The sequence below is a fragment of the Nocardia sp. NPDC055050 genome (assembly GCF_053608345.1).
Genome location: NZ_JBSGVG010000059.1, coordinates 13,133 through 28,096, shown reverse-complemented (window position 1 = coordinate 28,096; position 14,964 = coordinate 13,133). Strand labels below are relative to the sequence as shown.

Here is a 14,964-nt window from a genome sequence, read left to right as displayed (position 1 = left end):
CCGTTGCGTAGGCGACGAAGGAGCAAGCAACGGTGCCTGATCGACGGGACCGGCGGGGCCGCGAACTCGAGCGCGCCAGCGCTCCAACAACTCAGCTGTAGCGCGACAGGCAGGTGGTTTCGCCGTTGAGGACGCCTGCGCGGAAGGCGTCGACGCGGGAGAACCCGCTGGGCACCGTGTTGCCCTCGGCGTCGCTGGCGGCCAGTCCGTCGGTGAGCAGGCCCGAGACCGCTTCGTCGAGGTCGCCCGCCGACAGCTGGATGTCGCCCTGGGTGACCGGACGGCCGGGCTGGGCGAGTTTGCCGGTGACGACCCCGGACAGGCAGGCCGCGCGCAGTCCGGTCTTCGCGCCGGTCAGCTGCTGGCCGTGGCTGCGCTGCACGGCCAGGGTGTAGCGGGAGATGAAGACGACGTAGCCGTTGTAGTCGCCGCTGACCTTCACCGGCAGCGGGCCGTCGTCGTCGGTGTCGCTGGCCCCGCGTTCGGCCAGTCCGGGCACATCGGTGGCGATGGTGTTCTTGGCGGGGCAGTAGGTGACCGGTTCGGTGACCGCGCCGTCCTTGCAGTCGATGCGCGAGCCCGCGTAGTCGTAGGTCGGCGCGTCCTTCACCGGCAGGATGGCCTGGAGCGCCTTGCTCAGCTCGACGAGATTTTCCTTGGAGACGGGGTATTCGCCGCGCCCGCTGTCGCCGGAGAAACTCTGCGGCAGAGAGCCGCGGCGCGAGTCGATCTCGTCCTCGTCGATGCCCTTGCAGCCGCGCGGCCCGTCGGTGAACCCGATCTGGACCGCGGTGACGCGCTCGAAGGCCGAACCGTGCACGCTCTCCGGGTCGTCGGGATCGGAGTCGCGAATCGAAACAGTCGCGGCCAGAACGGAATTCAGGCCGTCGGAGGTGTTGATCGTGAAGTGCTTCGACTTGCCTTCCGCGACATGGCGCATGAACGCGCCCGCGAAGCAGTCGGCCTGCTGCTCCTTCACCAGAACCGGCGTCTTCTTGGTGACCATCTTGGCCATGCTCTGGATGGCGTGGCCGTATTCGTGGGCCAGCACCATCACCACCGACATCGTGCCGAAGGTCTCGCTCATGGTGGGCAGCAGCATCTCGCGGTCCCAGCCGATCGAGTTGTCGCTGCGGCAGTAGGCGGCATTGACCAGGTGGTAGGTGGTCTCCTTGCAGAATTCGACCGCCTGGCTGCGGGCCGCCCTGGCCTTCCAGGAGATCAGCTTCTCGACCGGGTCGAAGGTCTCGCCGGGGAACTCGGTACCGAAGCCCGCCTGCCAGTAGGACTGGATGTCGTCGATCGCGTTGAGCGCCAGCTGGTCCACCTCTCCGCCGTCGCCGTTGGACGCGGTGAGGGGCGAATCGGGAACCCCGGTGCGCGGACCGTTCGGCCCACCGGTGGTCGGCAATCCCGCCACCTGGAACGGATCGTCGTAGATCGAGACCCCGTGCCCATCGATCGCCCGCGTGCACCCGACACCCATCAGCGCGCATAGCACGACAGAGATCGCAACGAACACTTGGGCTTTCGGCATACGTCCCCCTGGTCGGCCGGATACACGTGCAGGTCGATCGCCGGATCGGGCACAAAGCCGTCTCGGGGGCACCGCCGATGTCCGGGCGATGGCATAGTATCCGCTCCATGTCTTCACCGGGGGCGCAGACCATCACCGTGCGCCATGATGGAACCGAACGAGTCTTCGAAGCGAGTCAGCAGATCACCATGGGCCGCGCGCCCGAGGTCACCCTGTTCGTGGACAGTCCGCTGGTCTCTCGTGTGCACGCCACTCTTCGATTCAGCAACGGCGCGTGGGTGCTCGCCGACAACGGCAGTACCAACGGCGTCTTCGTCGACGCGCGCAGGCTCAACCAGCCCGTCTCGATCGATCGACCCACCCAGGTACGCCTGGGTGACGCGATCACCGGGCCGCTGCTGCACCTGGTCCCCGCGGCGCCTGGGGCGCGCCACGCGGCGACCATGGTCGCGCCGCCTTCGCAACCACAGCAACAGCCGCACCAGCAGCAACCTCACTATCAGCAGCCGCGTCCGCAGCAGCCGCATCCCGGCTTCCAGCCGCCGTCGCGCCCGCAACAGCAGCAACCGCAATACGTTCCCACCTCGCAGCTGCCCGCGCAGCCGCAGGACAACATCAATATGACCCGCCGCGCCGATTCGTCGATGCTGCCGCCGGTCCGCAAGGCCGCCTCGACCGAACCGGTCGCGCGCGGTGACCGCATTCCGCCCGGTGGCCTGAGCATCGGCCGCACCTCGGACAACCAGATCGTCGTCAACGATCCGCTGGCTTCGCGTGCGCACGCGAAGCTGCTGGCCTCGCCCGAGGGCCTGGTGATCGAGGACCTCGGCTCGGCCAACGGCACCTTCGTCAACGGTCACCGCCAGCAGCGCTCGGTGCTGCGTGAGCGCGACATCGTCACCATCGGCAACATCGACTTCGTCGTCACCCAGGGGGCGCTGGCGCATCGGCAGAAGCCGGTCGCCGAGCAGGGTCTGTCGGTGCACGGGGTCGGGTTCACCGTCGAGAACAACAAGCAACTGCTCGTCGATGTGAACATGACGGCGGGGCGTGGCACGTTGACCGCGCTGATCGGACCGTCGGGCGCGGGCAAGTCGACGCTGTCGAAGCTGATCGCGGGCAATACCCAGCCCTCCGGTGGTGTGGTGACCTTCGAGGGCCGCAACCTGCACGCCGAATACGAGGCGCTGCGTTCGCGCATTGGCATGGTGCCCCAGGACGATGTGCTGCACCGTCAGCTCACGGTCCGCCAGGCGCTCGGCTTCGCCGCCGAGCTACGGCTGCCGCCCGATACCACCAAGTCCGACCGGCAGCAGGTGATCGACGGCGTGCTGCAGGAGCTCTCGCTCACCCAGCACGCCGATACCCGGGTGGACCGGCTCTCCGGTGGCCAGCGCAAGCGCGCGTCGGTGGCGATGGAACTGCTCACCGGTCCGTCGCTGCTGATCCTCGACGAGCCGACCTCGGGTCTGGACCCGGCGCTGGATCGGCAGGTCATGCAGATGCTGCGCGAACTGGCCGACGCCGGTCGCGTGGTGATCGTGGTGACGCACTCGGTGGCCTGCCTGGATATGTGCGACCAGGTGGTGCTGCTTGCCCCCGGCGGTAAGACGGCGTTCGCCGGTCATCCGGGTGGGGTCGGCGCGGCGATGGGGACCAGCGACTGGGCGGAGATCTTCGCCGAGGTCGCGGCCAACCCTGATCAGGCCTTCGCGAAGTATCGGTCCCGGCAGGCCTATGTGCCGCCACCGCCGCCCGCGCAGCCGAACCGCGGCAACGTGGGCGCGCCGCCGCAGTCGAGCGCGATGCGGCAGTTCAGCACGTTGTCTCGCAGGCAGTTGCGGTTGATCTTCTCCGACCGGGGATATCTGATCTTCCTGGTGGTGCTGCCCTTCATCCTCGGCGCGTTGTCGCTGGTGGTGCCGGGTAGTGACGGGTTCACGGCGGGCGCGCTGGTGCAGCTGCCCGACGGCTCGTTCGGGCGGGAGAGCGGCGGTGAGGCCCAGCAGTTGCTGGTGGTGCTCATCCTCGGCGCGTGCTTCATGGGCGCCACGCTCAGCGTGCGCGACCTGGTCGGCGAACGGTCGATCTTCCAGCGTGAGCGCGCGGTCGGCCTGCTGCCCTCGGCATACCTGATGGCCAAGATCGTCGTGTTCAGCGTGACCGCGTTCCTGCAGTCGGCGGTCCTGATCGGTATCACGTTCATCGGGAAGAAGGCGCCGGGCGCCGGTTCGCTGATTCCGAGCGGCAGCGTCGAGTTGTACTTCGATATCGCGATGACCGCGGTGTGCTGCGTGGTGTTCGGCTTGCTGATGTCGAGCCTGGCCAAGTCCAACGAGCAGGTCATGCCGATGCTCGTGGTGATGATCATGGTGCAGCTGGTGATGGCGGGTGGCCTGATCCCGGTGACCGACCGGGTCGGCCTCGAGCAGATCTCGTACCTGTTCCCCTCACGCTGGGGTTATGCGGCGGGCGCGTCGACGGTGGATCTGACGGAGCTGGTCTTCGGCTCGCAGGACGACCCACTCTGGGGGCACAGTGCGGGGATCTGGATCCTGGACATCGTGATGCTCATCGTGATCACCTCGATCCTCGCCCTGATCACCTGGAGCAGACTACGACTGAAGAAGTCGCAGGCATGATCCGCCAGGTCAGCATCGTTTCGGTGGGCAAGCTGCGCGTGTCTGTCGCCGACCGGGCACACTTGATCCTGTGACCGTTCGAGTTGGGGCCCTACATCTGGGGTGGGACGTGGTGTCCGTGGCCGCGGGTGGCGGCGCGACCCCGGTCCGCCCGGTACAGGTCGAGGGCACCTACACCCCGCCCGCCTACCTGCTCGCCGATGCCGCGGGCAGGTTGCACACCGCCGGTGTCGACCGGCAGCGCCCGGACCTGGGGATGGCGATCGCCGATGTGCGCGACATCCTCGGCCACCCACAGATCGTGATCGCCGGCGCCACCTGGCCCGCCGAACTCGTCTTCCGGGCCAGGCTCTACAACCCGCTGGCCGCGATCGGCAAGTACCTACAGGGCAAGCCGCAGCTGGTCGCGCTGCCGTATCCGGACAGCTGGCCCGACGACAAGGTCGAGGTGTACGCGGCGCTCGTCGAACAGCTCGACGTGGTCGTGGAACCGCTGCCCGAAAGCGTCGCGCTCTCGGGTTATGTGCGCGCGCTCGGCCTGGTCTCCCCGCCCAGCGAGCGGCATCGCACCGGCATCGGCGCCACCGGGATCTACTCCGACGGGCGCTCGCTACTGGTGGTCGCGGTGCACGGCGACGACGAGCAGCCGACCGAATCGACGGAGGTCTCGGTCAGTGCCGAGGCGCTGCGCGACGCCCGCACGGCCGACAACGTGGTGATCGAGGCGATGGCCGCGGCCCGCTCGATCGGGGCGGACACCTCGACGGTGCTGCTCGCGGGCAACGTCTGCTTCAACGACGCGCTGCGCTTCGCCTTCCAGAACCACCTGGGCCAGCGCCTGCACGTGGCCGATCATCCGATGCACGCGCTGGTCCTCGGCGCCGCGCATCTGCTGGTCACCGAGCCCGATCTCGACGACGAGGAGGACGACTATCCGGACTCGGGACATCCGGGTCAGGCAGTCGCCGCGCAGGTCGGGTGGGGTGCCCAACCCACCGCACCGCCCGCCGCCCAGCCGCCCGGACCGGCCGGGTTCGTCGCCGGTCCGCCCGCCGCGCAACCGCCGCAGCAGTCAGGGCCACCCGCTCGTGCGCCGCGGCACGCGCTCGAACACGACGATGCCGAGGACGACGACCGCCGCGGCAAACTGCTCGGCAAGGTGAAGAAGGGCTTCTTCGGCGCACCGGCCGTGGTCGGCGCGCTGGCGCTGGTCGCGCTCCAGCCGGATCCCGCCGTCGCCGCGGCCGCCGAACAGGTGAGTTGCGCGTTCACCCCGTACGCGAACACGGTCCCGCGCGAGGGCATCGAGACCGCGCGTGGCCTGCTGGTCGACGACTCCGCCTGCGTCACCCCCGGCATCGATACTTTGCGCTACCTGATTCCCGGTCCCGCGCGTGCGACCGACCCGGGTCCGCCGGTCGTGATCTAGCCTCGCCCGATTACGGGTCGGTGATGCGTGGCTGGTATCGTTGCCCGTTGGCGTGTGGAACGCCGAACCGTTCGCGGATCGGCGTCTCCTCGATGTCCTGGGTCTCCACCGGCCGCCAGGACAGCCTCGATCCACACATCAGGGCCGGCAACACCGACGACAGACAGGGAACGACTGTGCCTACGTACAGCCCCAAGGCGGGTGACGTCACCCGCAAGTGGTACGTCATCGACGCCACTGACGTAGTCCTCGGCCGTCTCGCCGTGCAGGCCGCTGGCCTGCTGCGCGGCAAGGGCAAGCCGACCTACGCACCCCACGTCGATGGTGGCGACTTCGTCATCATCATCAACGCGGACAAGGTTGCCATCTCCGGCAACAAGAAGCAGGACAAGCTCATCCACCACCACAGCGGACACCCGGGCGGCCTCAAGTCGCGCACTGTCGGCGAGGTGTTGGCGACCCGTCCCGATCGTCTCGTGGAGAAGGCCGTCAAGGGCATGATCCCGAAGAACAAGCTGGGTAACGCGATCGCGGGCAAGCTGAAGGTCTACGCAGGCCCGAACCACCCCCACGCCGCGCAGCAGCCGGTTCCGTTCGAGATCAAGCAGGTGGCCCAGTGACCGCTCCTGAAGAGTTCGCAGCCGAAGAGTTCGACGCCACCGATGAGGTCGTCGTCGAGATCGTCGAAGACGGCGAAGGCTACGCCGAAGGCGAGTACGTCGAGGAAGAGCTGGCCTTCGAGCCGATCGGCCTCGACCGCCCGGTGCAGACCGTCGGCCGCCGTAAGGAAGCCGTCGTTCGCGTTCGCCTGGTGCCCGGTTCGGGCAACTTCGAGCTCAACGGCCGCACCATCGAGGATTACTTCCCGAACAAGGTGCACCAGCAGCTCGTGAAGTCCCCGCTGGTCCTGGTCGAGCGGGTCGAGAACTTCGACATCTTCGCTCGCCTGGTCGGTGGCGGCCCGTCGGGTCAGGCAGGCGCCCTGCGTCTGGCCATCGCCCGCGCGCTGATCGAGGTCACCCCGGACGACCGCCCCGCCCTCAAGCGGGCCGGCTTCCTGACGCGTGACCCGCGTGCCACCGAGCGTAAGAAGTACGGCCTGAAGAAGGCCCGTAAGGCGCCTCAGTACTCGAAGCGCTGATTTACGCACTGTCGACTCTCGGCTTTCGCATACGCTGGGTATGCTGCCCGCGCGAGTGGGGATGAGCCTGGTCGGCGGAGCGTGTGTGCAAGAGCAGGCTTCCAGCACCGCTGGTCGCCTGCTCTTGTGCTGTATTCGGGGACCTACTACTGGTAGAGGGTTTTTATGGGACGGCTATTCGGCACAGACGGTGTTCGCGGACTCGCCAACGAGTCGCTGAGCCCGGAACTGGCGATGCGCGTCGCCGCCGCGGCAGCGCAGGTGCTCTCGCGCGGCAAGAAGCGCCCGGTGGCGGTGCTCGGTCGCGATCCGCGCGCCAGCGGCGAGATGCTCGAGGCCGCGGTGACCGCGGGCCTGACCTCCGTCGGCGTCGATGTCCTCTCGGTAGGCGTGCTGCCCACCCCGGCCGTGGCCTACCTGACCGGCCTGTACGACGCGTGCTTCGGCGTGATGATCTCCGCCTCGCACAACCCCATGCCCGACAACGGCATCAAGATCTTCGCGGCGGGCGGGCACAAGCTCGACGACGCCATCGAGGCCCGGATCGAAGCCCTGATCGCCGAAGGCGTCACCGTGCGCCCGACCGGCGCGGGCATCGGCCGCGTGCGTGGCGACTACACCGTCGAGGGCACCCACGAGCGCTATGTCGAGCATCTGCTCGAATCCACCAGCCAGGACCTGTCCTCGCTGACCGTCGTCGTCGACTGCGCGCACGGTGCGGCCGCCGAGGTCGCCCCGCAGGTGTACCGGGAGGCGGGCGCGACGGTGATCGCGATCAACGCCGAACCCAACGGGCTCAACATCAATGACGGGTGCGGTTCCACGCACCTGGACACCGTGCGGCGCGCGGTCCTCGAACACGGCGCCGACCTGGGCATCGCGCTCGACGGTGACGCCGATCGTTGCCTCGCCGTCGATGCCGCGGGCGAGATCGTCGACGGTGACGCGATCATGGCGGTACTCGCGCTGGCGATGCGCGACGCGGGCGAACTGGTCGACGACACCCTCGTCGCCACGGTGATGAGCAACCTCGGCCTGCACATCGCGATGCGTGCCGCCGAGATCACCGTGATCACCGCCGCTGTCGGCGACCGGTACGTGCTCGAGGAGTTGCGTCGCGGCGGATACAGCCTGGGCGGGGAACAGTCCGGACATGTGGTGTTCCCGCGGTTCGGTACCACCGGGGACGGGGTGCTCACCGGCCTGCGGTTGATGGCGCGGATGGCGCAGACCGGCCGCTCGCTGGCCTCGCTGGCTTCGGTGATGACCACGGTGCCGCAGGTGTTGATCAATGTCGCGGTGTCGGACAAGGGTGCTGTCGCTGTCGCTCCCGAGGTGCTGGAGGCTGTCGCGGAGGCCGAGCGGATCCTCGGGGACACCGGGCGGGTTCTGTTGCGGCCCAGCGGGACCGAGCAGTTGGTGCGGGTGATGGTGGAGGCCACCGATCCCGCGCAGGCGCGTCAGCTGGCCGATGATCTGGCCAAGCGGGTCGCCGCGGTCTAGTCGCCGGGACCCGGACGACGGGTCGGCGATCGGTGCTGTGGCGTGTTCCACCGGGCCCCACTAGTATCGGGATACGCCGTCTGGACCTGTGTGCCCCGTGGCGCGTGTGTGCTGCTCGGCGCAGGCGGTTATTTTGGCGCGCAGCACGATTCGAAGGGGGCCGATCATGGTTCCGCCGCTGCCTGCCCGCAACTACCAGGACCAGTACCCGTACGAGTACGGCGAAGCCGACCAGCCGCACCGCTGTGGTGGAGCCTGTGGGCGACCGGGGTGCCGCGAAGTGCCGCAAGGGTATTCGCACACTGTGCCGATCCGGGACGAAGGCTACGGGCAGTCCGCCTATGAGCCGGTCGCCGAGGCGCCACGCACCCGCGCGTTCGCGGCGCCGCGGGTGCCGCGCTCGCGATCGTTCATCGCCGTGGTCGCGGTGCTCGGTGTCACCTTCGGCGTCGGCCTGATCGGGGCCAAGCTCGGCTCCGACATCGACCTGTTCGGTGCGGCCGAGCCCGCTGTAGTGCAGTCGCTCTAGAACTGTCCGGCGACGAATCCGCTGAACAGCACCCCGAAACCACCGATCTCGCCCACGATCAGCCCGTACATCGACAGCCGTAGTTCGGCGGGAATCCTCCCGTCGAACTGATTGGTGGTGTCCCGGCGCAGCCCGTGCAGGGCGTAACTGGCGATCGCACCGGCGAAGAACGCGAGCACCACCAGGTCGGCGGTCAGATTGACGATCGTCGGCCAGGCGCTGAGCTCGGTGAACACCGCGAGCAGGATCCCCGCGAAGGAGTACATCAGCGCGGCGCGGTGGGCGATGTCGACATAGACGTGCGCCGCGCCGTCAGTCCGGATGCCGTGGTACTTCCACACCCCGAGCAGCAACGCGCTCAGGAAGAGGAATCCGGTGACGAGCAGGGTGATTCGGGTGTCGATGCCCAATGCGTAGTCCATGCGTCATTCCTCGCTGAGAAGCCCGCCGGACATGTGCCAACGACGGGTCGCACGAACAGAATCCAGCATCCGGCGATCGTGCGTCACCAGAATCAACGTGCCGGTGAAGGATTCGACGGCCTGTTCGAGCTGTTCGATGGCGGGCAGGTCGAGGTGGTTGGTCGGCTCGTCGAGAACCAGCAGGTTCACCCCGCGCGCCTGGAGCAGGGCCAGGGCCGCGCGGGTGCGTTCACCGGGGGACAGGGTGTCGCACGCACGCGTCACGTGCGGCCCGCGCAGGCCGAATTTGGCCAGTAGCGTGCGGACTTCGGCGTCGGGCCAGTCGGGCATCGCCGCGGCGAAGGTGTCGGCCAGCGCGTCGTCGCCACGGAACAGCCCGCGGGCCTGGTCGACCTCGCCGATCTCCACACCGGAACCCAGTGCGGCGGTACCGGAATCCGGGGCGATCTTGCCGAGCAGCAGGCCGAGCAGGGTCGACTTGCCCGAGCCGTTGGCGCCGGTGAGCACGATCCGGTCGGCCCAATCGATCTGGGTGGTGATCGGGCCGAGGGTGAATTCGCCGCGCGTGAGGGTGGCGTTGTTGGCGGTCGCGACCACCGCGCCGCTGCGTGGGGCGGTGGCGATCTCCATCCGCAGCTCCCACTCCTTGCGCGGCTCGTCGACCACGTCGAGGCGTTCGATCCGGCGCTGGGTCTGACGGGCCTTGGCGGCCTGCTTCTCGGTGGATTCCGCGCGGGTCTTGCGGCCCATCTTGTCGGAGTCGTTCTTGCCCTTGCGGCGGGCGTTGCGCACCCCGTGCTCGAGCCAGTTGCGCTGCATCTGCGCGCGCGACTCCAAACCCGCTTTGGTGTCGGCGAATTCGTCGTAGGCCTCGCGGGCGTGCTTGCGGGCGATCTCGCGTTCGGCGAGGTAGGCGTCGTAGCCGCCGTCGTAGAAACCGGTTTGCTGCTGTGCCAGATCGAGTTCGAGGACGCTGTTCACGGTGCGCGCCAAGAACTCTCGATCGTGGCTGATCACCATCAGCGGTACGCGCACCCCGGTGACGAACCGTTCCAGCCGGTCGAGGCCGTCGAGATCGAGGTCGTTGGTCGGCTCGTCGAGCAGCAGAATGTCGAAGCGCGACAACAACACCGAGGCCAGCCCCGCGCGTGCCGCCTGGCCGCCGGACAGGCCCGTCATCGGGGTGTCGAGCCCACCGGCCAAGCCGTGGGTCAGCCCCAGGTCCGCGGCGACCTCTTCGGCGCGCTGATCGAGATCCGCGCCACCCAACGCCAGCCAATGTTCCAGCGCGGGCGAGTAGTCGTCGTCGCCACCGTCGCCGAGGCGTTCGGCCGCCGCGTCCATCACCTGCTGGGCGTGTGCGACACCGGTTCGGCGCGAAAGGAATTCGAGCACCGTCTCGCCCTCGATGCGCTCCGGTTCCTGGGTCAGATAACCCACGGTCGCGTCGGGCGGACTCAACGCGATGGTACCCTCGCCCGGTTCCCGCTCGGCCAGCATCCGCAGCAGCGTCGACTTGCCCGCGCCGTTCACCCCGACCAGCCCGATCACATCGCCGGGGGCGAGAGTGAAATCGAGGTCGGCGAACAGGGTCCGTTCGGCGTGCCCCGCGGAGAGGCCACTGGCGTGCAATGTCGTGCTCACCTCGACGATTGTGCCCGTCTCGGGGTCTGACCCTGAGGTCGGGGCCTGTCGAAATCAGGGTGCGGATGGGTCTGTGGACCGATGCGGGCGGGCGTGCTCCGACGGCACAGTGGAGACATCACCGCTCCACAGGAAGGCAACACCATGACCGCCCCCGCCCGCCGCCTCACCCGTTCGACCAGCAACAAGTGGATCGCAGGCGTCTGCGGCGGCCTCGCCGAACGCTACGGCTGGAACCCCAACGTCGTCCGCCTGGTCTTCGTCGTGTCCTGCCTGCTGCCCGGTCCCCAGTTCCTGATCTACCTGGCGATGTGGATCCTCATCCCGAACAAGTAGCCCCGAACCCCCCGGCGCCCGCTCGCGGATGACAAGATGGTGGCAACCCCGCCACGTCGTCATCCGCGAGTTTTCCGTTGGAGGAGCAGTCATGGTCACCTCGGGTGAGTTCCCCGGCCTCGGCCTACCCGACATCGACGCCCACTCGTCCCTGGGCGGCCTCGGCCCCGTCGAGCTGAACAACCCATCCCTCGACCTCGACCACGACGGCGTCGTCGACTCCCTCTCCACCGGCGATGCCGACTCGACCAGCATCTGGTCCGACTACGACCACGACGGCCTGGCCGATCACGTCACTGTCGTCGAGGAAGACGGCGACTACGCCGCCTGGGAATACCACCGTCATCCCGACGGCACGTCGGAGTGGCGCAAGACCGACCAGGGGAACCTGGAGAAGTAGCGCACCAGGGTGCCGCTGTGATCGAATCCGAGCACAGCGGCATTCGTCGTGTGATCGTGGAACCGATCCGGGTCTTGGCGCGTCTAAGAAGACAAGGAGTCTTCCGGGACGGTGGGGGACGGCAACGGGATCCGGAACGGAGGGGACGCTATGGGGTACTCGAACACGCTGGGCGTGCAGACGGGTGAACTCGGGCAGTTGGGCAACGATTTGAAGATGTCGGGCGGTGCGGTCAAGGACACTGTGAAACGCATTTCCGACAACAAGTTCGGCTCGGGTGACGCGGGGAAGAACTACGCCGCCGAGGGAAAGACCGTCACGGCGGGCCTCGATGTCGCTATCGCGTGGCTGAACAACTGGAGCTCGGCCACCACGGCTATCGGCGACGCGATCGGCGCCTCATCGATTGCCTACTCCAACACCGATGCTGAAAACGCCAAGCAGACCAACAAGGCAGGGCAGGCGCTGTAGTGAGCGACGCAGGATATGTGGGAGCCGACCGATGACGGTGTTGAGCAGCCCCGTCGAGGGCATACGCGGACAGAACGTCGATTCGCTCCTCGACGACGGTGCACCGGGGCTGCAGTACTTCATCCAGTTGCTCCCCAGATACAACAAGGCGTTCGGTGACTGCAGTCATACCGAGGCCAAGATCTGCGCGGAGTACGACGAACAGCGCGGTATGAATCTGGACAAGCTGGCTGACACGGCCGAAGCGCTGTACAACGCGTTGCAGGTCTCCGATACGCAATGGGGTGTGCAGCAGGGGCTTTCGCAGAAGATGTCCACGGTGTGGAGCAGCGGCGCGGCGGCCGAGGCCGCAGCGACGATGCTCGGACAACAGCTGACGCTGGCTACCGAGGACCGCACGAAATTGACCACGGCGGTGGAAGCGTTCGCGACCGCGACGACCAAATTGCGTGGGCTGGTCACCAGCAAGAAGGATTGGGTCAAGGCGCTGGTCACCGGCAATCAGGTGTTGGTCGGCGGAAAGACCGTCGCCGACATCGACGAGATGATCGAGGAAACAGATGTCGTCGATGTCGGGACTATCGGCCTCGGCATCGTTGCGATGGCCGTCCCCGGCTTGGGTTCTGCCTATATCGGAAAGACGGCTTACGACAAGCAGCAATCCGAAGCGTGGCTGAGAGATGTCTTCAAACCGGACTTCGACGACAAGCTGGCGAACTTCCTCTCCCTGTGCTCCAACACCGACGACACCGTCAAGCTGGCATACGGGGTACTGACGACGGCGACCAACGCGCTCGACAGCGGGGCGTATCCGCGACCGGCAGGCACTGTCACCACCGATAACAAAGGTGACGGGACGACTCCCGCAGGGACCACACCGTCCGGGACGACCCCCGCCTCGACAACGCCGACGACGACAACGCCGTCCACGACAACACCGACGACAACAACGCCCACAACGACAACGCCGTCCACGACGACCGACGACACGCTCAGCGAGATCGTCAGCACAGTCACCGACGCCGCCACGGACCTGTTGACGACGGCTGCCAGCACTCTCAGCGAGAACATGGACACCATCACGTCCACGATCACCGAAGGCATCGAGAACGCGGTCGGGCAGATTGAATCTGTGTTCCAGGATGCCGACGGCGATGGGGTGCCGGATGTCATCGATGGCAAGTCCGCGGAGTTCGACGTTGCCGGAAACAATGTCAAGGTCGAGATGGGCGAGGACGGCAACCTGAAGATGGTCGTCACCGGCGCCGACGGTCAGTCCACCGAATATGGCATGACGATCGGCGCCGACGGCCAGCCGGTCATCACGACCGAGAGTGGCGAACCCGTCGGCGAGGGCGAACCCACCGGTGAAGAGGCTGCGACCGAAGAAGGTGTTATCGGTGATGGCACGCCGAGCTCCGGCTCCGGAACCGCTGAAGAGGGTGGGACGCCCGCGTCGAGCACGCCGAGCATGCCGGGTGCCACCAAGCGCGAAGACGACGGTGAGCATTACTCGCAGCCGCTGCCTGCCGGTGATGCCGAAGAGCCGGTCGACACCGGCGCAGTCCTGGCTGAGGCAGGCCCGCTGTGATCGTCCACCCATCATGTGAGGAGCCCCGCTCATGAACTATGTCCTCGAGCTCGAGCAGATTTTCGACGAGCACGCTCGGCGCACGGCGATCCTGCATCAGGAACTCGACGCGATCAACCGTGCCACCGCCGACCGGGATCGAGACCATGCCGAACGTACTGCCGCCGGTCTGGAGCGGGTGCTCGCGCAGGCGGAGGAAGACGAGAAGGCGAGGGCGGCAGCCGAACAGCGCCAGGCCGAACTGAACCGCCTCGAAGCAGAGGCGCAGGAGCAGCGCGACGCCATTGCTCGCGCGGCGGCGGCGCGCCGTGCGAACGATGTCGTCGCGCCTTATGACGACGACGATCCTGAAGCCGAGTACTACCAGCGCAAGAGCTGGCTGGTCTGAATCACCGGCGCCAGGCCGAATACGGAGGGTGATCGCGCCGGGCCGGCGTCGCTCGGCCGGCCCGGGCGCTTCTAGCCGCGGATGAGTTTGGCGACTGTGCCGATGGACAACTTGGGCGCCTCGACCTCGACCTCGGCGTGGGGGTCGACGACCTTGGTGTGGGGGATCTCGGCTTCCGGGTCGGCGAAGATCGCGTACTTCTTGTCGGCGAGAAGGGTGGCGAGCAGGTAGCCGGTGACCAGGGCTCGGGTGGCCTTGTCGGTTTTATGTTCGTAGCGGCCCGCGCCGAGGGCGGCGAAGAGGCGGCGGCCCTCGATGATGCCGTTGTGCGAGGCGCCGTCGAGGGTGCGCAGGATCGACGGGCCCGACCAGGCGGCGGCGAGGGCGCGGGCATTGGAGCTGACCGAGTCGAGGTCGTCGCCGGTCAGGATCAGGCCGGGCGCGTCGATGTCGGGGGCGATGTTCTCCGCGGCGGGGGAGGTGGGGGCCGGGAAGAGCGCTACGACGGCGGCTACCCGGCGTTGAGCCGCGGCGATCACCGCGGCGCCCGCCCCCATGCCGTGGCCGGCGAGGGCGAGGCGGTCGGGGTGGACGCTGATGGTGCCGTCACCGAGGCGGACCTTGCTCACGATGTCGAGCGTGGTGAGCAAGTCGGTGCCGAGGTCCAGATGTGACGGAATCGGGCCACGCTCGGTGTCGGGCGCGGCGACCACGAAACCCCACGACGCGATGTGTTCGAGCAGGCTCTTGTAGTTCTCGGCGCTGGTCAGCCAGCCGTGCGCGAACGCGACAGCGGGCAGGTTCAGCCCGGACTCGGGCGTGTACACCACACCCGGCTGACCTGCGATCCCTAAGTTCCCACGCAGCACCCGGTGGGGGCCGCGCACGGACAGGGTGCTCACGAGCGATTTTGCAGACACCGACACGGCGA

The 14,964-nt window shown here is 67.6% G+C and carries 15 protein-coding genes; 11 read left to right on the top strand and 4 right to left on the bottom strand.

The features are described 5' to 3' along the window. Positions 1-91 precede the first annotated feature (91 nt). Positions 92-1,537 (bottom strand): neutral zinc metallopeptidase, encoded by a 1,446-nt coding sequence (locus ACWGCN_RS33695; protein WP_378993588.1) that lies wholly within the window; start codon positions 1,535-1,537, stop codon positions 92-94. Between the two features lie 107 nt (positions 1,538-1,644). Between ACWGCN_RS33695 and ACWGCN_RS33690 the strand changes: the two genes are divergently transcribed. The 6 genes from ACWGCN_RS33690 to ACWGCN_RS33665 all read left to right on the top strand — a co-directional run bounded on the left by ACWGCN_RS33690 (position 1,645) and on the right by ACWGCN_RS33665 (position 8,781). Further along, the gene (locus ACWGCN_RS33690) at positions 1,645-4,179 is read left to right on the top strand and encodes an ATP-binding cassette domain-containing protein (RefSeq protein WP_449972659.1); all 2,535 of its coding nucleotides are present in this window, start codon (positions 1,645-1,647) and stop codon (positions 4,177-4,179) included. A gap of 70 nt (positions 4,180-4,249) precedes the next feature. Continuing rightward, the gene (locus ACWGCN_RS33685) at positions 4,250-5,608 is read left to right on the top strand and encodes a hypothetical protein (RefSeq protein WP_452460182.1); all 1,359 of its coding nucleotides are present in this window, start codon (positions 4,250-4,252) and stop codon (positions 5,606-5,608) included. A 176-nt stretch (positions 5,609-5,784) separates the two neighbouring features. Beyond that, complete coding sequence (gene rplM / locus ACWGCN_RS33680; protein ID WP_022567307.1) at positions 5,785-6,228, top strand: 50S ribosomal protein L13; 444 nt, start codon at positions 5,785-5,787, stop codon at positions 6,226-6,228. Then, positions 6,225-6,749, top strand: a complete 525-nt coding sequence (gene rpsI, locus ACWGCN_RS33675; protein ID WP_378993585.1) for a 30S ribosomal protein S9 — start codon at positions 6,225-6,227, stop codon at positions 6,747-6,749. Before rplM ends, rpsI begins: the two co-directional genes overlap by 4 nt. Positions 6,750-6,914: 165 nt before the next feature. After that, positions 6,915-8,252: a phosphoglucosamine mutase gene (glmM, locus tag ACWGCN_RS33670; protein ID WP_379314869.1), complete on the top strand. Its 1,338-nt coding sequence runs from the start codon at positions 6,915-6,917 to the stop codon at positions 8,250-8,252. 166 nt (positions 8,253-8,418) lie between these two features. Continuing rightward, positions 8,419-8,781 (top strand): hypothetical protein, encoded by a 363-nt coding sequence (locus tag ACWGCN_RS33665; protein WP_378662011.1) that lies wholly within the window; start codon positions 8,419-8,421, stop codon positions 8,779-8,781. On the opposite strand, the gene ACWGCN_RS33660 is transcribed toward ACWGCN_RS33665, so the two are convergent. Next, entirely contained in the window at positions 8,778-9,203 is a 426-nt protein-coding gene (locus ACWGCN_RS33660; protein WP_378993583.1) for a hypothetical protein, read from the bottom strand. The genes ACWGCN_RS33665 and ACWGCN_RS33660 overlap by 4 nt on opposite strands. Before the next feature lie 3 nt (positions 9,204-9,206). Next, positions 9,207-10,793 (bottom strand): ABC-F family ATP-binding cassette domain-containing protein, encoded by a 1,587-nt coding sequence (locus tag ACWGCN_RS33655; protein ID WP_449972665.1) that lies wholly within the window; start codon positions 10,791-10,793, stop codon positions 9,207-9,209. Between the two features lie 198 nt (positions 10,794-10,991). Between ACWGCN_RS33655 and ACWGCN_RS33650 the strand changes: the two genes are divergently transcribed. From ACWGCN_RS33650 to ACWGCN_RS33630, 5 genes are all read left to right on the top strand, one after another. After that, positions 10,992-11,183, top strand: coding sequence for a PspC domain-containing protein (locus ACWGCN_RS33650; RefSeq protein ID WP_063057023.1), 192 nt, complete (start codon positions 10,992-10,994; stop codon positions 11,181-11,183). Between the two features lie 91 nt (positions 11,184-11,274). Beyond that, on the top strand, positions 11,275-11,583 hold the full coding sequence (locus ACWGCN_RS33645; protein ID WP_056818233.1) for a DUF6802 family protein: 309 nt from the start codon (positions 11,275-11,277) through the stop codon (positions 11,581-11,583). 150 nt (positions 11,584-11,733) lie between these two features. Continuing rightward, positions 11,734-12,054 (top strand): hypothetical protein, encoded by a 321-nt coding sequence (locus ACWGCN_RS33640; protein ID WP_301905026.1) that lies wholly within the window; start codon positions 11,734-11,736, stop codon positions 12,052-12,054. A gap of 31 nt (positions 12,055-12,085) precedes the next feature. Further along, positions 12,086-13,645, top strand: coding sequence for an ICP22 family protein (locus ACWGCN_RS33635; RefSeq protein WP_378993579.1), 1,560 nt, complete (start codon positions 12,086-12,088; stop codon positions 13,643-13,645). A 31-nt stretch (positions 13,646-13,676) separates the two neighbouring features. Then, positions 13,677-14,033 (top strand): hypothetical protein, encoded by a 357-nt coding sequence (locus ACWGCN_RS33630; protein ID WP_449972645.1) that lies wholly within the window; start codon positions 13,677-13,679, stop codon positions 14,031-14,033. A gap of 71 nt (positions 14,034-14,104) precedes the next feature. On the opposite strand, the gene ACWGCN_RS33625 is transcribed toward ACWGCN_RS33630, so the two are convergent. Continuing rightward, positions 14,105-14,959 (bottom strand): poly(ethylene terephthalate) hydrolase family protein, encoded by an 855-nt coding sequence (locus ACWGCN_RS33625; protein ID WP_378993577.1) that lies wholly within the window; start codon positions 14,957-14,959, stop codon positions 14,105-14,107. Positions 14,960-14,964: the final 5 nt, after the last annotated feature.

Coding starts and splice junctions, on each gene's coding strand:
- ACWGCN_RS33635 (WP_378993579.1), top strand. CDS start 12,086: ATGACGGTGTTGAGCAGCCCCGTCGAGGGCATACGCGGACAGAACGTC.
- ACWGCN_RS33695 (WP_378993588.1), bottom strand. CDS start 1,537: ATGCCGAAAGCCCAAGTGTTCGTTGCGATCTCTGTCGTGCTATGCGCG.
- ACWGCN_RS33630 (WP_449972645.1), top strand. CDS start 13,677: ATGAACTATGTCCTCGAGCTCGAGCAGATTTTCGACGAGCACGCTCGG.
- ACWGCN_RS33690 (WP_449972659.1), top strand. CDS start 1,645: ATGTCTTCACCGGGGGCGCAGACCATCACCGTGCGCCATGATGGAACC.
- ACWGCN_RS33645 (WP_056818233.1), top strand. CDS start 11,275: ATGGTCACCTCGGGTGAGTTCCCCGGCCTCGGCCTACCCGACATCGAC.
- ACWGCN_RS33650 (WP_063057023.1), top strand. CDS start 10,992: ATGACCGCCCCCGCCCGCCGCCTCACCCGTTCGACCAGCAACAAGTGG.
- ACWGCN_RS33640 (WP_301905026.1), top strand. CDS start 11,734: ATGGGGTACTCGAACACGCTGGGCGTGCAGACGGGTGAACTCGGGCAG.
- ACWGCN_RS33665 (WP_378662011.1), top strand. CDS start 8,419: ATGGTTCCGCCGCTGCCTGCCCGCAACTACCAGGACCAGTACCCGTAC.
- ACWGCN_RS33660 (WP_378993583.1), bottom strand. CDS start 9,203: ATGGACTACGCATTGGGCATCGACACCCGAATCACCCTGCTCGTCACC.
- glmM (WP_379314869.1), top strand. CDS start 6,915: ATGGGACGGCTATTCGGCACAGACGGTGTTCGCGGACTCGCCAACGAG.